Source organism: Pseudomonas sp. N-1-13 (assembly GCF_057787095.1).
Genome location: NZ_JBYNRI010000001.1, coordinates 3,556,451 through 3,577,029, shown reverse-complemented (window position 1 = coordinate 3,577,029; position 20,579 = coordinate 3,556,451). Strand labels below are relative to the sequence as shown.

The following is a 20,579-nucleotide window of genomic DNA, read 5'->3' as shown; positions in this document are numbered from 1 at the left end:
TGGCCTGTATTCCGGCCTTCCTTAGAGGTCGAACGAGAATGAGAAGCTACCTCATTATTTTTCAGGTAGCACAAAGTTCTGATGGGCTCAGGTGGCAGCGGTCACGGTCACCCAATAACGGGTCCGATAATCAATGTGCAAGTGCAGTGACTGCGCGATCAATGCCAGGACCTGATCGTTGTCGGCGAGCTGGAAGGTGCCGGAAACGCGACGATCAGCGACCCCTTCGGCGCAGCGCAGTACCCCGGGGCGATAACGCGACAACTCCGCGATGAAATCATTGAGGCGCATATTGCGCGCACTGATCACCCCGTCACCCCAGCTCCATAGATCAAGGCCGTTGTCCCTGAACATTCGGGCGCCACTTGATGTGAACAGCAGGTGATTTCCTGCCTGGACGCTGCGGCTCGCAGGAGTTTGATCGGAGCCGGGGAAAACCGTGACTGATCCTTCCTGAGCCGCGACCAGAGTGCCATCGTCCAGCTCGCGTGCCAGAAAGCGGGAACTCTGAGCGCGGATGAGCCCGTCACGTGATTGCACCCAGAACGGTCGTGCTCGAGGCGAGTGTTGATCCGCGCCGACATTCACGATGATTTCCCCACGTCGCAGGATTATCAGGCGTCGCTGGGCGTCGAAATCGCTGTCGACGGCGCTATCGCTGTTGAGCTGGATAAGGCTGCCATCATCGAGTTGGAAGCGTCGTTGCTCGCCGGTACTGCTGCGCTGCTGCGCAAGCATGGCGGGTACGGGTGTATAGTCCCGGCCGAGCCAGGCTGCAGCGCTAACAGTCGCCAATATGCCCAGTAGCTTCAGGCTTTCCCGCCGCCGCATTCCATGATTGGTGCCATTCAGGGTTTGTCGGGCCAATTGAGTTGGCACGCCTGCGAATTCATCCCCAAGCGTTTCCACACGCTGCCACGCCACCACATGCTCCGGGTGCTGCTGCAGCCAGTGCTCAAAAGTGCGCTGTGTCTGTTCATCGGCTTGATTGAAGCGAAGGCGCACCAGCCATTGGATTGCCTGCTCAACAATGGCCGGATTGAGCGCCTGCGGCTCACGCCTCGACATAACGCAAGCGATAGCAGTGTTGCAGGGCCGTGGCCAGGTCGCGTTCCACCGTCGCGCGGGAAACACCCAGCTTTTCGGCTATTTGCGCGCAGGTTAGACCGTCGAGTCGGGCAAATAAAAATGCCTGGCGAACTCTTGGTTTAAGCATACCGAGCATGCGGTCTATGCGCTCGAGCGCATCAAGAATCATCAGCCGGCTTTCTTCCGAGGGAACCTCATGTTGAGGCAGCAACGTGATGCTTTCCAAGTACGCACGTTCGAGTTCGCGACGACGATACTGATCAATCATCAGTCCACGGGCGATACTGCTCAAATAGGCGCGTGGTTCGCGCAAGGGGCTGGACTGACGGGATTTGAGCAGACGTACGAAGGTGTCCTGCACCAAATCTGCAGCGTTGTCGCGACATCCAATGCGTCGGATTAGCCAGCCGTGTAACCACGAGTGGTGGGTTCGATAGAGCAGCCCTAGATCTGCAGTACCTAGTGTTTCATCGCTACGCATCGGAATCCCGGCAAATACATGATTGATAATTAATCGCATTCTACTCACGCGATAGGCCTTAGGCAAATACGTGGTGCTCAGTGTCCGCTTTTGGGTGAAGGCGATCATTCTGTAGAGGCTGCGAGTGAAAGAATGCATCCAGCGTTTAGAAGATTTGAACGCTAGCCACCGAGCACTTTGAATTTCAAAGTGCTTTTATTCCGCCGGCTCCTCCACGACTCCCGCTCGGCTTCAGGAAACAGCAGACCGCCTCGACTGACGACTTAACCCAGGCGTCTTGCCCGTAATGCGCTTGAATGCGCGACTGAACGCGGCCTGAGAGGTATAACCCAAGCGCTGCGCCACCTCTTCAATCGGCAGCCTTTCGAGCGTCAACCACTGGCTCGCAAGCCGCATCCGCAGCTCAGTCACGTAGCGCAGTGGGGCCATGCCAATAGTCGCCTGGAAACGGTCTGCGAAGACCGAGCGAGAGGTATTGCATTGCTCCGCCAACTGCGCAACGGTCCAGTCGCGTCCCGGTTGTTGATGGAGCGCGAGAAGCGCGCTTGCCAAGCGTGGGTCGCGTAATGCAGCGACCAGGCCAGAGGCATTACCGCAGGCGCACTCCACCCAACCGCGAACGACCATGGCGGCCACCACATCGGCCAAACGCGCGAGGATTCCGGCGAAGCCGACACGTGCGGCGCTGACCTCGCGTTCCATGGTGGTCAGGATAGGCACGAGACCGGGGTAACGCTGGCCGCCGGCATCAATCAGCATCAGGCCCGGCATCAGCCTGCCAAGGCCATGGATACTGCCCAGTTCAAACTCCATGCAGCCACTGAACAAAATGGTGGTCGGCGTGGCGCTGGCATCGGTTCCGGTATCCACCGCGCTGACCGTATCACCGAGGGGGGCGCCGTCTAAACGGTCGATGTCCTGAACAGGCACGTCCGTATGGGAAAGCAGTTGATGGGCTGCGCCATGGGAGATGAATACGGCGTTGCCGGCAGACAGCGCGTACGTTGTCCCGTCCTCCATCCGCAGCACCGCATTGCCGATCGCCAGGAAGTGAAACCAGGCATGCCCAGGTTTGTCGGCGAAGCTCAGGCCAAAGGCTGGACCGGCTTGGATACGCCGGTACTCGACGCCACGCAGGCGCATGCCGCGCAACAGTTCGTTGATGAGATCCGAGGAGAGGGCAAACTGATCGGTAGGCATTGTTCGGTGTTTTAGTCAAAAAAACGAGGTTTTCGATCATAGATCATCCAGCTTCTCGCGCCTAGACTGCGGGTCGCAATGAAGATTGGGAGATCCGTGCAATGAATGACTGTGTTTGTAATGTCATATCCGACAGCTGTCCCGGTGCCGCGTCAGATGTAGAGCCTGCGACCCCCGCATGGATGGCCGTATTCTCGTTGGCAATGGGCGTGTTCGGATTGCTCACCGCTGAGTACCTTCCGGCCAGCCTGCTGACGCCGATGGCTACCGATCTGGGTGTGTCCGAAGCGCTGGCTGGCCAGGCGGTAACGGTGACAGCGGTGGTGGCACTGTTCGCTGGCTTGTTGGTGCCAGGCCTGACCCGCGGTATCGACCGTCGCTGGGTGCTGCTGGGTTTTTCCACGCTGATGATCGCATCCAATCTTTTGGTCGCCGTTTCCTCCAGTTTTGCGGTGCTATTGGTAATGCGTATCTTGCTGGGCATTGCCCTTGGCGGGTTCTGGAGCATGGCGGCAGCGGTGGCGATGCGCTTGGTACCGGGGGCTTTGTTGCCCCGAGCGCTCTCGATCATTTTCAGCGGCATTGCCGTCGGGACGGTGGTTGCGGTCCCGCTGGGCAGCTACTTAGGCGGCCTATATGGCTAGCGCAGCGCGTTCTTTGCAGCGGCGGCGGTAGGTCTGGTGACCCTGGCTTTCCAGTCGTGCACGCTGCCGCGCCTTGCGCCGCGCACGCCGGCACGCCTGCGCACCGTACTTGAGGTGTTGCAGCGCCCGGGCATCGCCATGGGGATGTTCGGTTGTGTGCTGGTGCACAGCGGTCACTTCGCGATGTTCACCTATGTTCGGCCATTCCTTGAGGGTACCACCGGCATCGGTCCGCAAGGGCTGTCGCTGATGCTGCTGGGTTTCGGTGTGGCAAACTTCGGCGGCACGCTGTTGGCCGGGTGGCTGCTTGAGCGTCACCCGCTGGCCACTCTGGTGTTGATGCCCGCGCTGGTGGGCGTTGCAGCACTGGCGTTGGTGCTGTTGCCGGCCTCGGTGCCGGGGCAGGCGGTGCTGCTGGTGATCTGGGGCCTGGCTTTTGGCGGTGTGCCGGTGGCGTGGTCGAACTGGGTCGCCAGCGCAATACCTGATCAGGCGGAAAGCGCCGGGGGCATGGTGGTGGCTTCTGTGCAGTCGGCCATCGCAACGGGCGCAGCCGCTGGCGGTGCGATGTTCAGCCTCGGTGGCAGCGCAGGCGTATTCGTAGCGGCGGCCGTGCTGATGCTGCTGGCCGCGTTGCTGATTGCGTTGCGTGTCCGGGTCCCTTCTGCCCATGGCAGTGCCCAGGCCGGGCAAGCGCTGCACCTTTGATCCGGCTCCCCAGCCGCCCCGATTCCATCCTAACCCGGAGATAGACATGAACAATACGACGTCTCACCAAGGACGCCTGAAATCCTTGCGCGCGGCAGGTATAGGCAATGCGCTCGAGTGGTTCGACTGGACGCTGTACGCAACCGCCACGTGCGAATGGGTACATGGGCTTATGCAGGCAGACATTTACACCGTGATGATCACAAAAAACGTGCTCGATCGTTTCTTGCGCAATACGTAGAAGGTTCGCCGATGTCCATGATAGGCGGTTGATGCTTTGGAATAACGTCAAGCTGCGATGCTCTAGGATTTCTCCGTGCATCACCAAGCATGCTTGGCACTTGGTTAGGCGGCGTAGTACGGCGTGAACGCGTCCAGCAGCGAAGTGAAGTCGGCTCAAATCACTGAGCTGACCACTGTTGCCAAGACCGAGTTGGATTCGTCTAAGCAGCGTCCGCAGAACTGATTAAATGCTATCGGTCAGCCTGGCCCCTGCTGGCTGATCCCCTGCCTACCGTCCGCCTCCCTTTCGAGCGCATTCTGCCCTGACCAACAGCCCTGCAAAGATGGGGGCGCACGCTCTATTGGAACACCATCAATGGCGGTTTATGTCAGTGCTAAGTCAAGGTTATACGTAACGAAGTCTGGTCTTCAGGCAAGTATTACATTGCAAGATACACGCAGGATATTGGCGGCATTGCATCTGGATGAGTGCGAGGGCAGGGGCTTATAAGTTCAATGCGAACGCTGAATAACTGATCTTAGTAGGGGGGAGCCAATAATTATAAGATAGTGGTGTGCTGAGGCGGCATATTGATATCAATTTAAAAGTGCAGTGAAAGCGTCATGCAAACTTAATGTGAGCGTTTTTTCATGCTGTAACACTCTCCCGTGATACTCCTTTGATGATGCTGGCGTATGCAGAGCTAATCATCCAGTTAATACCAAACTAATGGCACCTCTAAGCAGGCGTATTTTTGCTGGCTGATCTGCTGCAGTTGTTCAGCCTCTGCGCTTGTCCATACCCTAGAAAAAGGAGTCTTTCATGTCCGTTCAAGATGTCAGTTTTGTAGGCATAACTTCTAAGCCGCAAGACCCTAAACTTGCCGAAGCCTGGGACCAGGCGATCAAGCAGGCCAAGGACGCGGGCATTGAATGGGAGCGGCCAAAAGGCGACGACCGCTCGGCCCAGGACATCATTAACGACACGCCGGTGCTCAAGAACCTGGGTAACCAGAGCGATGTGAAGGATAACCTCAAGGACCGTGTCGGCGATTTTGAGACTGACCCCGATGCGGCCTACCGTGCCAAGCAGGTGCTGGAGCACGTGGAAAAATATGATGAAGGTGGTGAACGGATCGCCAGCAAGGACATCGATAACGGCCGGGTCGACGGCTTCACAAAGGGCGGCGACGCCAAGCATGGCACTGAGGCGGGTCGCCTGCAGGACTTTGGCCGGCAAGGGTTCTCGCACCTCAAAGGCGAGCTCAAGGATCTGTCCAAGCCCGGCGATGATCCCAAGGTACGCGAACAAGCCGAGGCCTTGGGCATCAAGTGGGAGCGCCCTGAAGGCGATGATCGCTCCGCGCAGGACATCATCGATGGCAATGCCTTGCTCAAGAACCTCGGCAATCAGAGCAGTGTCAGGGACATGCTCAAGGAGCAGGTCGGCGATTTCGAAAATGATCCGGACGCCGCTTATCGGGCGACCCAGGTGCTCGAGCACATCGAGACCCTCAATGGCGAAGGAGGCAAGATTGCTGGCAAGGACGTAGGCAACGGTCGTGTCGATGGTTTCACCAAGAGCGGTGAAGCGAAGCATGACACCGAAGCCGGTCGCCTGCAGGACTTCGGCAAGATGGGGTTTTCTGCCCTCAAGGGTGAAATCAAGGATTCGTCGTCGGCGGGCGACAACAAGGAAGCCCGCGAGCAGGCGGAAAAGGTTGGCATCGTCTGGAAGCGTCCGGAAGAGGATAAGCGCTCGGCCCAAGACATCATTGAAGACAACCCGCTGCTCAAGAACCTGGGCAACCAGAGTGGCGTCAAGGACATGCTCAAGGACCAGGTCGGCGATTACGAGAACGACGCCGACGCCGCCTACCGGGCTGCGCAGGTCTTGGATCGCATCACGATGTTCGATGACAAGGGCAATGCCCAGTCCGGTGGTGATGTGTTCAACAGCAGCGTGGACGGTTTCACCAAAAGTGGCGAAGCCAAGCACGGCACCGAGGCGGGGCGGCTGCAGGACTTCGGCAAGGGAGGCTTTTCGACTCTGCCGGAACTCAAGAAAACCGATGATATCGCCAGCTACAAGGATTACCTCAAAACCAACAAAGATGCCGATCCGGCGTCGCAGCAGATCGCCAAGTACGCAGCGATCCTCGATGAAAACTTTGAGGCGATCAAGGGCAAGACCGGTGCGGGCAAATACCTGACTGCTGATGACATCAAGGAGTACAGGAACCAGAATTCACAGCTGAACGAGGAGACCAAGCAGGCACTGGATTTCTGGTCTCAGCCAGGTGCGTTCAAGGTCATCGATAACGCCAAGAACCCACTGGACAAGAATCCTGATGGTGAACTGAGCAGGGGTGATGTCCAGGGTTGGCTCAAGAGTGCCAACGTGCCCAAGGATGCGACCTCCGTGACCGCACTGCTTTCTGGTATCGCTGGCAACAATGCCTTGGCCAGGGTCGATACCGCAGGCTTGAACAAGGACGTGTTCGATCACCCGGAGAAATACTCGGCAGAGGAAAAAGCCGCTGTTCTTCAGGATCTCAAGGCCGCCCAGCAGTTGATCATCCAGGGCAGCGCCGCCGGGATGTGGAGGGATGACAAGTCGCAGGTCACGATTGCCAATAAGGTGCGCAGCCATCCCGATGCCCAGAAGCTGCTGGACGATGTCAACAAGCACATTGGTATCTTGGAAAGTGACCCTGCGGTCAGTCAATACATGAGCGAGCACGGCTCCAGTGAGCTGACCAAGCTGGTGGACGACAACAAGGGGCTCAAGGAGTCCCTGCAAAAAACCTACGATGACGAAATCAAGTCCGGCAAGTCACTCGATACCCTGTGGGAGACCAAGTCCAAGGATGGCAAGACGACTCACACGGAAATTCTTGCCGAGTTCTTCGGTACGGCGCAGACCCTCCAGGGCGCGCTGGGCATCAATAATGCCGGTGAGATCCAGGCCGCCGTCAAAGGCTCCAAGGCGAATGCCGAGTTGGAAAGCTTTTACGAGAAGTCGCTGGCTTCAGGCGATCGCCTGAATGAGTTGCTCAAGGAGCATACCCCTGACGAAGCCATGAGTGCCTTCAGCCTTGAAGTCGCGCTTTACAACTCGGCGCTGGACCCCGAGTTCACCGGCAAGTTCGACACACAACTCAACGATAACTTCACCAGGATCGCCAAGAACAATGCCTTCAAGGATGCGTCCTTCGACGACATGAAGGCGGCCTTCGGCGTCAATGGCGGAAGTGAGCTGGACGAGGAGAAGGTCAAGAAAATCATTGAGCAGATCAGCAAGGAAAACCCGCAGATGCTGGTCAATGCCGACGGCACCGTCGCCACGCCAGACCAGATCCTTGCTAACTTCAGGGGCGACTGGGACCTGCTTCGCCAAGGCACCAAGACCCTGGATGCGTTGGATGTATTCAGCAAAGACTCCTCGATCAAGGACGCTGCCAACAAAGGCGTCCTACACGGTGTGAGTGGGCTGTTCATGGCCGGCGTTACCATCGCCAAAGGCGCCAACAACGCCGGTAAGCTGACCGAGCGGCAGATCGTCGACATCGCCACCGGCTCAGTGCAGGCCGCCACGCTTCTGGCTGAAGGGGGCCTGAAAAACTATCAGGATTACCTCAAGGATGTGAAAGGCAAGCTGACAGGTGATCGGCTCGGCGATCTGGGCAAAAAGCTGGACGATCCGCTCAAAAGCGTGACTGCCAACCTCAAGGGTATGGAAAACGCGGCTAAGGGGATCGGTGGCATTGCCGCTATCACTGCCGGTGCCTACGGCATCTTCGATGGCGTCAAGGCGCTCAGGAAAGGCGATACGGTATCCGGTGGCATGAATATCACGGCCGGTTCGCTGGGGATCATGGCGGGCTTGGCTTCGGTGGCTGAGGTGGGCGCCAGCGCGATGAGCGTTTCGGCGATTGCCGCTTCGCGTATCTCGATGATAGCCGGTGGCCTGGGCTTCGCGGCGGCGGGTGTGGCCGCGCTGGCACTGCTCGTCCCGGGCTTGATCGAGGAAGGCAAGCAGGAGACCCGGGTGGGCAAATTCTCGGATGCCTTGAGCGATTACCTGACCCAGTACGAAATCGACGGTGTGCCGCAAGGCGATATCTGGGATATCCCTTACGAGGAGTGGCCGGGCGAAGATAGCACCATCGCTTCATGACGCCGGGCCAGTCGACCGCTGATGCGGCATGACGTGTGGAATAACCCCCGGGCGATTGCCTCAAGGCATCGCTCGGGGCAATCAGGGCACTGGCGAGTGTGCGCGTGTAAAAGACCGGTGCTATCCGGGCAGTAAAACGTAACTGAATTTGTGTGAAGTTGATTGCAACTGGCCATCAATGCTGAGTTGCGTGGTGTTTACTCGGAAAAAGTTCCGTAGATATTTATTTTATTTTATCTCGAGCTTTGAATGTCGGTGTAAGCGCTGTTTATGCCGTCTGCGTAAAGCCTGTAAGTAGTTGTTCGCCAGAGGTGTCAGGTGGCGTACTGATTTGAGCGGTGGTGCGGTTTAGCCTAATTAATGCAGGGCTTGCGACAGTCTCTGCACGCCCTGATCTAACTTTCCTCTGCCAAGCAAAATATTCCCCAAGTGTGATGCAGTTCTTGTTTTTCATTCGGCCAATATAGTGAGGGGGGCTGAGATTAAAACACGTGTTAGACGTTGAACTGTAATGTTTGGCCCTTACTCTTCGCTTGGCAACATTAGTTGGCCGCTTGGCGGCTCAAATATTTCTTACGTTAGGAGAAACAACATGAGCACAACTCCCCCAGTAAGTTCCGGCAACGCTGACTCGGCTATCGCTAAGATGGAAGCCACCTTCAACATGGCGATCGAGAAATCGGCCAAGATCACCGAGCTGTCCACGGCCAAGAAAGCTGAGCTCGACGCTACCAAACAACGGCCTCAGAACTGATGCCGTCATGCAGGCAGCCCGACGGCTGCCTGCATGTTTGTTGGTTGCGGTGGTAAATCTGGAAAACGACAGCTTCACCTGTGCCTCACGGGTGCCTCTCCGCATGCCTTATTCCGGTAATACACCATGACAGCCCTGACTTTTTTCGCCACGACTCCAGTCGTCGCGGCCACGGACAAGGCTCTGCCAGTGCTGAGTATCACCCACGGTTTACATCAGGGGGTTTGCCTGTCCCTGGAGAAGCCCGCCTACCTGCTTGGCAGCGCCGCCAGTGCTGATCTGCTGCTCAGCGACGCAGGCATTGTCGAGCGTCATGTGGCGCTACGTTTCACCGACGGCCAGGTGGCCGTTGAGGCAATGGGCGGCGATGTGTTCGTGCGTGGTCCCCATGCCCGGGAAATTCTGATTCCCACAGGCAAGGGGCATCGAGCGCACTTGCCCGTGGATATCCGCATCGGCAAGGCCCGCCTGACCCTCAGCCACGGCACCGCGAGCCTGGAGCCGATAGCGGCTGCGATCACATCGCCCCCCCAGCACAAGACACGGTGGTTCATCGCGTTGCTGCTGATGTTCCTGTGCGTGGGCGCTTTTGCTTTTCGGGACGAGTCGGTTTCGCCGTTGGCGTTGAGCACCGCCGACAAGGTCGCTCTACCGACCGTGCACCCTGAATCGACGAACACCGTCGCGCAGGCCAGGGCTTGGCTCGAGCAGCAGCTTGGCACGTTGGGCCTGCGCCACATCAAGGTCGGCGAAATCGATGGTCAGCTCAGTGCCCATGGTTTTTATGGCCCGACCCAGAAGAGCCAGTGGCTGGGTCTGCAGCAAGCCTTCGATAGCCGCTTTGGCCAGAAGGTAATGTTGCTCCCCGAGGTGGTGGCACGTAAAGAAATCGCCAAGCCTCGCGTGCGTTTTCAAGCGGTGTGGTTCGGCGATAACCCTTACGTGATCAACGACAACGGTGAACGCCTGTATCCGGGGGCCGCCCTGACCGATAACTGGATGCTCGAACGCATCGAGAACCATGAGGTGGTTCTCGCCCGCGGTGAAGAAAGGTTCACGTTAACCTTATGAGAATTGATCCTGGTGCTCCCTTACCGGCAACCGCCGAAAGAACCGCTGCGGTAGAAAGCCTTCAGCCGGCCAAGGCGCGCCAGGATGGACGCTTCGATGCGGTGCTGGGCAAGCGCGCGGTGTCGGCACGTCGTTCGCTGCGTGCCGACATTGAACAGTCGGGCATCGTTGAGGGCATGACCGCAGAGTTGTTCGGCAGTCGCCGCTCGATGGAGATTCTCGAATACGTCTTGGACAACGTGATCCCCACCCTCGATGCGGAGCCCGAGATCAAAGCGTTGGCCCATGAGCTCATCAGCGAAGAAATCGACCTGCGTCGTTTACTCGAAGAACAACGTGCCCAGGTGATCGAGTCATGAATCGCCAAGAGCAGGACTGCGTCGATCTGCTCAAGGGCATGGGTGAGCTCTATCGCCGTAGTGGCCAGTCGCAGCGTGCCTTGGTGCTGCTGTTGATCGCCGTCCAGATGACGCCCGCCGACACTGCGCTGCTGCGCAATCTGGTCATGGCCTTTACCGACAGCGGCCAGGCCGAGCGTGCCCTGTCGGCGCTGGATCGCCTGCTCGAACTGGAAGGCGAGTCCAGCGGCCTGTTGCTGTTGCGCAGTCGTGCGCTGTGGAGCGGTGGCCGCAAAGATGAGGCGCGTCAGTGCTTCAAACGTTATCTGACCGCCCGCAGAGCCGCGCAATAATGTTCCTCGACCGCCTCAACGCATTGGCCCGCATGGCCGCCCAGCGCAGTGACGTGATCGTTGTCGCCTTCATGCTGATGGCCATCGTGATGATGATCATTCCACTGCCCACCTGGTTGGTGGATACGCTAATCGGCCTGAACATCTCGCTGAGCATCCTGATCCTCATCGTCGCCTTTTACATCAAGCACTCGGTGGAGTTCTCGGCGTTGCCGCCGTTGATTTTGCTAAGCACCTTGTTTCGCCTGTCCCTGTCGATCACCACCACGCGCCTGATTCTGCTCGATGGCAACGCCGGTCACATAGTCAAGGCGTTCGGCGATTTCGTCATCGCCGGCCAGGTCGTGGTCGGTCTGGTGGTATTTCTGATCATCACCGTGGCCCAGTTTGTGGTTATCACCAAAGGTGCCGAGCGCGTGGCCGAGGTCGCGGCGCGCTTCACTCTGGATGCGATGCCAGGCAAGCAGATGAGCATCGACAACGACTTGCGCAACGGTGATATCGATCAGCATGAAGCCCGCCGCCGACGCTCGCGTCTGGAGCGGGAAAGCCAGATGTTCGGCGCAATGGATGGCGCTATGAAATTCGTCAAGGGCGATGCGATCGCCAGCCTCGTTATTCTGGCGGTCAACCTGCTGGGTGGCATGATGATCGGCATGGTCGAGCGCAATATGTCGTTTGCCGATGCGGCGCACACCTATTCGCTTCTGACCGTCGGTGACGGCCTGATCGCGCAGATCCCGGCGCTGTTGATCTCGGTCGCGGCCGGTATGGTGGTGACCCGGGTCAACAGTGGCACGACCGAAGGCAACCTGGGCAACGAGATCTTCCATCAGTTGGGATACAGCCCCCAGGCGTTGGGGTTGACCGCGTTTATCCTGCTGGGCGTGGCGTTGTTGCCGGGCTTTCCGGCCATCGTGTTTATCGGGCTGTCGGCCTTGCTGGGCGTTGCCGCGTTCATGATCTACCGCCGCGACAAAGCGCCCCGGGAAGAGGTGGTCGAAGGCGCCAGTGAAGTCGCGGCGCTCGAAGACGAACCGCTCGAACAATACGAAACCCTGGCTAAGCCACTGGACAGCCGCGTGCTGCTGAGCATTGGCCTGGCGCTGGCCCAGGCTGCGCCAGAACTGCCGTTGCGCCAGCGCATCGAAGCCTTGTGCCATGAGATTCGCGGCGACCTGGGGATCGACGTGCCGGTGCCGGACATCTACATCGACCGCAGCCTGCCCGCCAACGGCTTTTCGGTCGAACTCGAAGGCGTGCCCATCAGCGAGGGCGAGATACCGGTTGATTGCCTGATGCTCAAGGACGATCTGGTGCACGTTCAACTGTTGGAGATTCATGCGTTGGAGGCGCCGTCGCCGTTGCACAGTCGCCCGGCGCAATGGATCGAGCGCACTCACCAGCCGCTGCTGGAGGAGGCCGGTATCGGTTTTCTCAGCGCCGCTGAAGTCCTGCGGGCCATCCTCGAGCGCAGTCTGCGCCGCAATGCCGCGACCTTTCTGGGCATTCAGGAAACCCGCAGGATGCTGGAGCGCATGGAAGCCAGCTATGACGAGTTGGTCAAGGAAGTCACGCGCAGCGTGCCCTTGCAGCGTCTGGCTGAAACCCTGCGTTTGTTGGTCGCCGAGGGTGTATCGATTCGCAACCAGCGCGCCTTGCTCGAAGCCATGGTCGAGTGGGGCGCCCGCGAGCCGGATGCGGCGCGCCTGGCCGACCACTTGCGCGCCAGTCTGGCGCGGCAGATCAGCCATCAGTACGCCGACCGCAACCGGGTCATCACCGCCTTCGTGCTGACCCCCGCGGTGGAAGAACAATTGCGTGCTTACCTGCGCCGTGCCGATAACCCTCGCGAGTTGCTCAATGAGCATGCCAGCCGTTCATTGCTGATCCAGTTGCGTGCCGTTTGCAAGGACTTGGCCGAGGGGGATCGCACCGTCCTGTTGGTGCATCCCGAGTTACGTCGCAGCCTGCGTCGACTGGTGGTGCGGGGCGAGCTGGAGCTGGCGGTGCTGTCATTCCGTGAGCTGGCCGGCGAATACAACCTGCAGGCCATCGGTTCCATCAGCCTGACTGAAACGACCGGCCGCCGGACAGCCGACGGCGCTTCCCTTACTTCAATGGCGACTGCTTGATGATGTGTTTTGCGCTGTTTCGCGTCCCTGTCTATGTCGGCTTCTGGATCGCTGCCGCGTCATTTGTACTGCTGGCGCAACAGGCCAGCGCACAGTCCATCGCTCCGGGCAGCCGGGCCACGCTGGACCTGGCCCAGGGCGAAGGGCGGATCCTGCATTTCCAGGATCCGGTCGAGTCGGTGCTGGTCGCAGACCCTGGCATCGCCGATCTTCGGGTGGTTTCGCCTGGCGTGATCTACGTGTTCGGCAAGGCGCCCGGACAAACCAACCTGATTGCCTTGAGCGCCGAGGGTGAGGAACTGGCCAGCCTGAGCCTGGCGATCAACAGCGGCACCCAGGCCGTGACGCGGTCCATGAAAGACCTGCACCCCGCAAGCAATGTCCAGGTGAGCGGTGCCGGCAATCGCATGGTGGCCAAGGGAATGGTCCAGAGTGTCGGTGAAGCCACCGACCTCAACAGTCTGCTCAACACCGAAGGCCAGGGCTTGGGCTCGGCCCTCAACACGGCCTCCTACGTGGGCTCGGCCCAGGTGAACCTGCGGGTGCGCTTCGCCGAAGTCTCGCGCTCGGAGTTGCTGCGCTACGGCGTGAATTGGAATGCCCTTTTCAACAACGGTACCTTTTCCTTTGGCCTGTTGACGGGCGGTGCCCTGGCCTCCAGTGCGGCGTCTGGTGCCTCCAATGTGGTTAGCGCCGGGCTGACCTCGGGCAATGTCAACATCGATGCGATGCTTGAAGCATTGCAAAGTAACGGCATTCTGGAAATCCTCGCCGAACCCAACATCACCGCCATGACCGGCCAGACAGCCAGCTTCCTGGCCGGAGGCGAGGTCGCGGTGCCTGTTCCGGTCAACCGCGACACTGTCGGGATCGAATACAAACCCTATGGTGTTTCGCTGCTGTTCAACCCGACCCTGCTACCCAACGGGCGCATCGCCCTGCAAGTGCGCCCGGAAGTCAGCAGTCTGATGGGCTCCAGCACTGTGGACGTGAGCGGCTACCAGGTGCCCTCGTTCCGCGTGCGGCGTGCCGATACCCGCGTCGAGGTTGGCAGCGGCCAGACCTTCGCCATTGCCGGGTTGTTTCAGCGCGAGAGCACCCAGGACATCGAGAAAGTGCCGATGCTGGGCGAGATGCCCATCCTGGGCAATCTGTTTCGCTCCAAGCGCTTCCAGCGCAACGAAACCGAACTGGTGATTCTGATCACGCCGTACCTGGTGGAACCGGTTCGCACCCGCAGCGTGGCCACGCCGCTCGATTCTCAGCCCGAGGGCGCGACCCATGCGTCTGGTGGGCCGCGCAGCAGTGACATGTTCGGTTTCTACATCAATTGAGCCAGGAGCGAGCATGAACCCTAAATCGTCCCATCTGTCCCTGGTCGCTGTGGCGTTCGGCGCGCTCGTGCTGTTGACCGCATGCAACACCCAGCTTGAACCGGTGAGTTATTCACCGAACTACCAGGCGTTCACCCACGCCGATGGGCGGATTGAGTGGGTGCCGGTGGCTTGCTTAGAGCCGCCGGTCGAAGACAACTTCTATACCGATGATGCGCGTTACGTGCGCCGGCTGCCGCCCGGTTGTGCGAATAACCGGACGCTGCTGCAGATGGTGGAGCAGCGCTCGGATGTGATCGAGGGCCGGGCAACCGGCCCAACGATGGCCGCGCCGGTGGGCCGGGCGGCCCAGGTTTACATCGAAGGTTATGACCGTGAGGAGCTGCGTCGCCGGCTGGCCGAACAGCAGGCCAAGGCCGACAAGCAGGAGGGCCAATGAAACCTTTTGGCTCAGCGACTGCCGACCAACCCCAGCTCCCGGGCCTGCATCGCAGGGTCCCGAATGGCCTTGATGCGTCGGGCCTCTGTCAGCAACCGGGCGTATTGCTTGGGCGTGATGTCTTCCAGGTTTTGAGTCTTGAGGTCCTCTTCGCGGCCGGCCAGCACCATGACCAGCAGGGCGTTGCGTTGGTGACTGGCTTGGGCGCGGGGCGAGTCGCGAACCTCCTTGATGGTTTGCAGCGCCTGTTGCGACTGGCCGCCCAAAGCGTAGGCCAGTGCCAGGTTGCATTGAGTGTCCAGGTTGGTGGGCGCCAGGACCAGACTTTGGCTGAATGCCACCTGGGCCGCTGCTGGCTCACCCCGCAGCATCTGCGCCACACCCTGGCGATTGAACGCTTCGGGGTGGTTGCCCGCGCTGGCCTGGGTCAGGGAAGTCACCGCTCGATCCAGTTTGCCCTGGTGCAGTTGGGCTGTGCCCACACCGAGCAATGCCGCGGCATTGTCGGACTGGCGTTCCAGCGCTTGCTGGTAGGCGCGCTCGGCGGCCCGCGCATCGCCGCTGGCCAGGCGCGCTTCGCCCAGTTTCAACCAAGCGTCGATCCGGGCGTCCGGTTCCTGGGTGGCTTTTTCGTACAACGCTGCGGCAGATCCCGCATCACCACGCTTTTGCAGGTCGCCGGCCAGTTGCATGTAGCGCTGGTAGCTGCCATCGGAGGCCGGTTGGTGGGCGCAGGAAGCAAGGGTGATGCTGGCAAACAACAACGATGTGCAGGCAAAACGATTTGGCATGAACAGAGCTCTTTCGGCGAATTTTGCAGTGGGCAAAACCAAGGAGTGTTGACCACTCAGACCGGACAGGTTGACCGACGTTTAAGTCATCTTCTTGACATCATCCATAAGAGTGCCCGTTTTTTGTTCGGGGCGTGTCTTCAGGCCGGCGGCGGAGGGCGATTTCATGCATAAGGTGTCGCGGGCGGCGATCGGCGTGGCGCTGATGGTGATCGCGCTTAACCTGCTGGCCGCCAATCAAACGCAAGTCGACGATGCCAACCCGCAGCCGGACTGGTTCGTTCGGCCCTATGCCTATGTGCTGGTCGAGCAGGACGTACGCGCCGCGCTGCAAGAGTTTGGCCAAAACATGGGCCTGAGCGTCGTCATGTCGGACAAGGTACGCGGCAAATCGCGCAGCCGGATACGTGCCGAGTCCGCCGGCGACTTCCTGACGGCGCTGTGCGACTTCAACGGTTTGACGTGGTACTTCGACGGCAATGTGCTTTACCTCTCCGCCGACTCCGAAACCGATACGCGACTCTTCAAAGCCCAGGGCCGGCAGTTGGAGCAGTTGCAGGATTACGTCACCAGCCGGGATGTCTACGGCACGCATATGTCGGTGCGCACCGGACCCGATGGCGATGAGTTGTTCGTTTCCGGGCCGCCGGCCTGGCTGGCCATGATTGAGCAACACTTCGACCAGCAGCTTACGCCGACGCCGATGGCGACGACGACTCGCGAGCGCGGCGTGCGTGTGTTCAGGGGCGGTGCAGTGACACAAGAGTGAAAGCACTCGCCTGTAGGCTCCATTAACCGATCGATCTGTCATCAACCCCGTCAAGGAGAACCACCATGTCAGTTACCCCCATCAGCGAAAATACCGCTGTCACTGCTCACTCCGAAGCGCAGTTCAATGCAGCGGTGGACAACGCCAAGAGCGAGCTGAGCGATGAAGAACTCACTGAGGCCCTGATCACTCAGGCCGTCACGATTGGTGGCCAGTTCATCATCATGCCTCGTGCCCAGGAAATCCTGAACGAAGCCCAGTCGGATGATGACGAATAGGCCCACGCCATGACGGTAAGTCTCGGAACAACAGCCACGGCGGCGCTGCCGCCGTCAGGAGGGCAGGTCGATTTGCAGGCCTCCCAGAACTTGTTCGAACACATGACAAACAGCGCCAAGGGCATGCCTGCCGGCGCCAGTCCGCACCAGATTGGCGAAGGCTTGATGGAGCGCCTGAACGGTTTCATCGACCGTTCGCAAAACTTCGCCAAGCGTGCCGATGCGCTGACCAATGGGCCGACGGCTGGCAACGTTGTGGCTCCTCCCGGCACGCAATCGCTCGCCTCACTTCCTGAGGGGGCGGCGGGCGAGTCGGGGAAAAAGGTCGGCGATCAGCAGGTCGACCAGATCGTCCAATCGTTGGGCCGCATGTTCGATTACTCCATTGAAACTCAGATGGTCGTTCGTGGCGCGACGCAGATTTCCGGCGCAGCCAACACGCTCTTGAAAGGTCAATAAAGCCATGTTCCGCCGTTGCCATGCCGTGCGCCTGATGATTGTCCTCGCCTTTGCCTGCATGCTGCAGGGCTGCGATATCGACCTGTACACCAACCTCAGCGAGCGTGAGGCCAATGCCATGGTTGCAGTGCTGCTGCGTGAGGGTGTGCCGGCCTCGCGCAAGGTCCAGGAAAACGGCCAACTCACCGTGGTGGTGGACGAAAAACGCTTTGCCGAGGCCATGAGCCTGCTCGACGAAGCTGGCTTGCCGGGCCAAACCTTTTCCAACATGGGCGCCGTGTTCAAGAGTGGTGGCCTGGTGTCTTCTCCCGTGCAGGAAAGGGCTCAGATGGTCTACGCGCTCAGTGAAGAACTCTCGCACAGCGTCTCGCTGATCGACGGTGTGGTTTCTGCCCGGGTACATGTGGTGCTGCCCGACAATGACCTGCTCAAACGGGTGATTTCCCCGTCGTCGGCTTCAGTGCTGGTGCGCTACGACCCCAATACCGACATCAACCCCCTGATCCCGCAGATCAAAACCCTGGTGGCCAACGGCATCTCCGGCTTGAGCTACGAAGGGGTGTCGGTCACGGTAATCAAGGCCGCCACCGGCAGCGGCCGGGCCAACGCACAGCCGCGCCTGGCCAGCTTCCTGGGCATATGGATGCTCGAAGACAACCTGCCCCGTGCCCGGATGCTGTTCGGCGTCCTGCTGCTGGCCGCGCTGTCGATGGTCGGTGTGTTGGGCTGGCAGTACTGGCAACGACGCGCCTCCCGCGCCTTGTATGAGCTGGAGGACGTGAAATGAGTGCCGCCGCTTTGCCGCAGTGGCAAAACCTGCTCGAGCAGCCGCTGGATTTCGTCGGCACGCAGCCTCTTGCGGCGTGCTTCCCCGAGACCTCCGGCAGTGCACTAAGCGCATTGCGCAAACAGCCGCGCTTCCAGGCGCGATTGATACGCTTGTTGCTCAGCCGTCATGAGCTGCAGGCTCCCGGTAGCCTGCCACTGCCCGATGTCGACGATCTACCGGTTCTGATGCTGCCTCCCGAGGCCTTCAAGCGCCTGCCGCGTCTGTGTGGCGCGATTTTGCATAGCACCACCCTGAGTCGCGAGATCCGTGGCGATGTGGTCAACCAGTTGCGCGATTTGCTGGGCAGTGATGTGTTTGCCCTGGCCCTGGCAAACCGTGCCCTGGGCAGCGGTGCCGACTTGCTGCGCCAGCCGGTCGAACTGCTTGAAGCCATCGACCATGATGGCGCCCGCTGCATCACCGCTTGGCTGAGCGCCCAGCCAGCGCCACTTCGGCCCTGGCTGCGCCTGCGTTTTGCCGAGCTTCCAGTTGAGAGCGGACCGGTAAGTGCCACACCTGTGGCCAATGCCTTGGCCATCGTGCGCAGCGCCGCCTCGAACCTTCCACAGCTTGAGGAGCAGGGGACCCGATGAGCGAGCTTCCGACCCGTCCTGCCGCCCGTATTCTGCGTGCCGAACAGGCAGACCTGTGGATAAACGGCTACGCCTTCCTGCAGGCTGCCCGTGACGAGGCTGAGGCCATCAGGCAAGACAGTGAGCAGTGGCTGCAACAAGCCCATGCCGAAGGCTTTGAAAGCGGGCGCCGGGAGGGTGCCGAACAGGTCAGCGCACTGCTGGGCGAAACGTCGTTGAGGATCGATGCCTGGCTGGCCGGGCTGGAAACGTCCCTGGCCGATCTGGCGCTGGGCATTGTGCGCGAAATACTCGATGACATGGACGATGCCGAGCGCGTGATGCGTTGCGCCCGCAAGGCATTGGGGGCGTTCCGCCAGGATCAGGCCCTGACCCTGTTCGTCTCCCGTCAGGACGCCGAAGCGGTGCGTCAGCAACTCAAACTGCAAGAGGACGGCTTGCCGACGATTGCCGTGGAACCGGACGATCGGTTGCAAGGTGGTCAGGCACGGCTGAGCAGTCCGGTGGGTTCAGTGGAGCTGGGGCTTGAAGCCCAGTTGCTCAACCTGCGCCGCAACCTGCTGCCGTTTGCCGACGAGGCACAGCCATGATCACGATCCCCCACGACCTGCTGCCGCGCCTGACCGAACGTCTGGCCAATGCCCGACCGCGCCCCATGAAGGGCACCATCCGCAGTATCCGCGGAGTGCTGCTGCGCGCTAGCGTCGCCGGTGTGCACATCGGTGAACTGTGCCAGTTGCGCGAACCCGGAAGCGGCCGCAGCCTGGCTGCCGAAGTCATTGGTTTTGAAGATGACGAAGCGATCCTTTCGCCCATCGGTTCGATGGACGGCCTGTCGACCCGCACCGAAATCATCGCCACCGGCGAGACCCTGGGGGTAAGCGTCGGCGATGCGCAGCTGGGCCGGGTGATCAGCCCCATGGGCGAATTTCTCGATGGCAGCCCGCCGCTGGGCGTGTTGCAGCGTTACCCCTTGCATGCCGAGCCTCCAGCGCCGTTCAGCCGCCAACTGATTGCCCACCCGATGTCCTTGGGGGTGCGCAGCATCGACGGCCTGCTGACCTTGGCCCAGGGCCAGCGCATGGGCATCTTCGGTGAACCGGGGGTGGGTAAGTCTTCGCTGCTGGCGAGCATCGTGCGCAATACCAGTGCCGATGTCATCGTGATCGCCCTGATCGGTGAGCGCGGCCGTGAAGTGCGCGAGCTGCTCGATGTGCAGTTGGGCGCCGAGGCCCGGGCGCGTACAGTGGCCGTGGTCGCCACCTCCGACCGTCCGGCTGCCGAGCGGGTACGCGCCGCCTTTGTTGCCACTGCGCTGGCCGAATATCACCGCGACCAGGGCCGCAACGTGCTGCTGTTGATGGATAGCCTGACCCGCTTTGCCCGGGCCCAGCGTGAAATCGGCCTGGCGGTGGGCGAGCCGCCGACCCGTCGCGGTTACCCACCCTCCTTTTTCTCCGCCTTGCCGCGCCTGCTTGAACGCGCCGGCCCCGGCGAGACCGGCAGCATCACCGGGTTGTATACCGTGCTCACAGAAGGCGATGCCTCGATGGACCCGGTGGCTGAAGAAACCCGCTCAATCCTCGACGGGCACATCGTGCTCAGCGCCGAACTTGCGCAACGCAACTTTTTCCCGGCGGTGGATGTGCTGCAAAGCCGTAGCCGGTTGATGGACCAGGTGTGTGGCGACGAGCAACGCCACCTGGCCATGCGCATGCGCGAGCTGATGGCGCGGCGCAACGAGATCGAAATGCTCATCCGGGTCGGCGAATACGCCGCCGGGAGCGACCCACTGGCCGACGAGGCGATTGAGCGGCATGACGCCATTGAAGCGTTCTTGCGCCAAGGGGCCAACGAGCCAAGCAACCCCAACGAAACCCTGCAACACATGCGCAGGGTGATGGCATGACAA

20 protein-coding genes and 1 pseudogene are annotated in these 20,579 nt (G+C 60.3%); 17 read left to right on the top strand and 4 right to left on the bottom strand.

Translation table 11 applies throughout. The annotated features are described in order from the left end of the window. Window positions 1-87: 87 nt before the first annotated feature. From AC3I65_RS16010 to AC3I65_RS16000, 3 genes are all read right to left on the bottom strand, one after another. A complete protein-coding gene (locus AC3I65_RS16010) occupies window positions 88-1,068 on the bottom strand; it encodes a FecR domain-containing protein (protein ID WP_107322701.1) in 981 nt (326 codons plus the stop codon). Then, window positions 1,055-1,570 carry a sigma-70 family RNA polymerase sigma factor gene (locus tag AC3I65_RS16005; protein WP_107323288.1) on the bottom strand — a complete coding sequence of 172 codons (516 nt, stop codon included), beginning with the start codon at window positions 1,568-1,570 and terminating at the stop codon, window positions 1,055-1,057. The genes AC3I65_RS16010 and AC3I65_RS16005 overlap by 14 nt, the downstream gene beginning before the upstream one ends. A gap of 231 nt (window positions 1,571-1,801) precedes the next feature. Next, window positions 1,802-2,770: an AraC family transcriptional regulator gene (locus AC3I65_RS16000; protein WP_076384078.1), complete on the bottom strand. Its 969-nt coding sequence runs from the start codon at window positions 2,768-2,770 to the stop codon at window positions 1,802-1,804. A gap of 101 nt (window positions 2,771-2,871) precedes the next feature. Here AC3I65_RS16000 and AC3I65_RS15995 point away from each other — a divergent pair. From AC3I65_RS15995 to AC3I65_RS15950, 10 genes and pseudogenes are all read left to right on the top strand, one after another. Then, window positions 2,872-4,122, top strand: a pseudogene (locus tag AC3I65_RS15995) (MFS transporter). A gap of 46 nt (window positions 4,123-4,168) precedes the next feature. Next, the gene (locus AC3I65_RS15990; protein WP_047229710.1) at window positions 4,169-4,363 is read left to right on the top strand and encodes a hypothetical protein; all 195 of its coding nucleotides are present in this window, start codon (window positions 4,169-4,171) and stop codon (window positions 4,361-4,363) included. Between the two features lie 804 nt (window positions 4,364-5,167). Then, window positions 5,168-8,524 carry a type III effector HrpK domain-containing protein gene (locus AC3I65_RS15985; RefSeq protein WP_488523989.1) on the top strand — a complete coding sequence of 1,119 codons (3,357 nt, stop codon included), beginning with the start codon at window positions 5,168-5,170 and terminating at the stop codon, window positions 8,522-8,524. A 592-nt stretch (window positions 8,525-9,116) separates the two neighbouring features. Next, window positions 9,117-9,278 carry a hypothetical protein gene (locus tag AC3I65_RS15980; protein WP_163006721.1) on the top strand — a complete coding sequence of 54 codons (162 nt, stop codon included), beginning with the start codon at window positions 9,117-9,119 and terminating at the stop codon, window positions 9,276-9,278. Window positions 9,279-9,404: 126 nt separating this feature from the next. Next, on the top strand, window positions 9,405-10,349 hold the full coding sequence (locus AC3I65_RS15975; protein ID WP_047229708.1) for a SctD/MshK family protein: 945 nt from the start codon (window positions 9,405-9,407) through the stop codon (window positions 10,347-10,349). Next, entirely contained in the window at window positions 10,346-10,708 is a 363-nt protein-coding gene (locus AC3I65_RS15970) for a hypothetical protein (RefSeq protein ID WP_076384081.1), read from the top strand. The genes AC3I65_RS15975 and AC3I65_RS15970 overlap by 4 nt, the downstream gene beginning before the upstream one ends. Beyond that, window positions 10,705-11,040: a type III secretion apparatus assembly chaperone SctY gene (gene sctY / locus AC3I65_RS15965; protein ID WP_047229706.1), complete on the top strand. Its 336-nt coding sequence runs from the start codon at window positions 10,705-10,707 to the stop codon at window positions 11,038-11,040. The genes AC3I65_RS15970 and sctY overlap by 4 nt, the downstream gene beginning before the upstream one ends. Then, the gene (gene sctV, locus AC3I65_RS15960; protein ID WP_488524319.1) at window positions 11,037-13,175 is read left to right on the top strand and encodes a type III secretion system export apparatus subunit SctV; all 2,139 of its coding nucleotides are present in this window, start codon (window positions 11,037-11,039) and stop codon (window positions 13,173-13,175) included. Before sctY ends, sctV begins: the two co-directional genes overlap by 4 nt. After that, window positions 13,175-14,509 (top strand): type II and III secretion system protein family protein, encoded by a 1,335-nt coding sequence (locus AC3I65_RS15955; RefSeq protein WP_488523988.1) that lies wholly within the window; start codon window positions 13,175-13,177, stop codon window positions 14,507-14,509. Before sctV ends, AC3I65_RS15955 begins: the two co-directional genes overlap by 1 nt. 13 nt (window positions 14,510-14,522) lie before the next feature. Further along, window positions 14,523-14,948 (top strand): hypothetical protein, encoded by a 426-nt coding sequence (locus AC3I65_RS15950; protein WP_047229703.1) that lies wholly within the window; start codon window positions 14,523-14,525, stop codon window positions 14,946-14,948. A gap of 11 nt (window positions 14,949-14,959) precedes the next feature. Here AC3I65_RS15950 and AC3I65_RS15945 read toward each other — a convergent pair whose 3' ends face one another. Next, entirely contained in the window at window positions 14,960-15,739 is a 780-nt protein-coding gene (locus AC3I65_RS15945; protein ID WP_047229702.1) for a tetratricopeptide repeat protein, read from the bottom strand. 166 nt (window positions 15,740-15,905) lie between these two features. On the opposite strand from AC3I65_RS15945, the gene AC3I65_RS15940 reads away from it, so the two are divergent. The 7 genes from AC3I65_RS15940 to AC3I65_RS15910 all read left to right on the top strand — a co-directional run bounded on the left by AC3I65_RS15940 (window position 15,906) and on the right by AC3I65_RS15910 (window position 20,576). Continuing rightward, on the top strand, window positions 15,906-16,508 hold the full coding sequence (locus AC3I65_RS15940; RefSeq protein ID WP_488523987.1) for a type III secretion protein: 603 nt from the start codon (window positions 15,906-15,908) through the stop codon (window positions 16,506-16,508). 65 nt (window positions 16,509-16,573) lie between these two features. Then, on the top strand, window positions 16,574-16,786 hold the full coding sequence (locus AC3I65_RS15935) for a hypothetical protein (RefSeq protein WP_047229701.1): 213 nt from the start codon (window positions 16,574-16,576) through the stop codon (window positions 16,784-16,786). Between the two features lie 9 nt (window positions 16,787-16,795). Next, window positions 16,796-17,245: a hypothetical protein gene (locus tag AC3I65_RS15930; protein ID WP_047229700.1), complete on the top strand. Its 450-nt coding sequence runs from the start codon at window positions 16,796-16,798 to the stop codon at window positions 17,243-17,245. A gap of 4 nt (window positions 17,246-17,249) precedes the next feature. After that, window positions 17,250-18,032 carry a type III secretion system inner membrane ring lipoprotein SctJ gene (gene sctJ / locus AC3I65_RS15925; protein ID WP_047229699.1) on the top strand — a complete coding sequence of 261 codons (783 nt, stop codon included), beginning with the start codon at window positions 17,250-17,252 and terminating at the stop codon, window positions 18,030-18,032. Then, window positions 18,029-18,667: a type III secretion protein gene (locus tag AC3I65_RS15920; RefSeq protein WP_488523986.1), complete on the top strand. Its 639-nt coding sequence runs from the start codon at window positions 18,029-18,031 to the stop codon at window positions 18,665-18,667. Before sctJ ends, AC3I65_RS15920 begins: the two co-directional genes overlap by 4 nt. Next, on the top strand, window positions 18,664-19,257 hold the full coding sequence (gene sctL, locus AC3I65_RS15915) for a type III secretion system stator protein SctL (protein ID WP_305466209.1): 594 nt from the start codon (window positions 18,664-18,666) through the stop codon (window positions 19,255-19,257). The genes AC3I65_RS15920 and sctL overlap by 4 nt, the downstream gene beginning before the upstream one ends. After that, window positions 19,254-20,576: a FliI/YscN family ATPase gene (locus AC3I65_RS15910; RefSeq protein WP_047229696.1), complete on the top strand. Its 1,323-nt coding sequence runs from the start codon at window positions 19,254-19,256 to the stop codon at window positions 20,574-20,576. The genes sctL and AC3I65_RS15910 overlap by 4 nt, the downstream gene beginning before the upstream one ends. The last annotated feature ends 3 nt before the right edge of the window (window positions 20,577-20,579 follow it).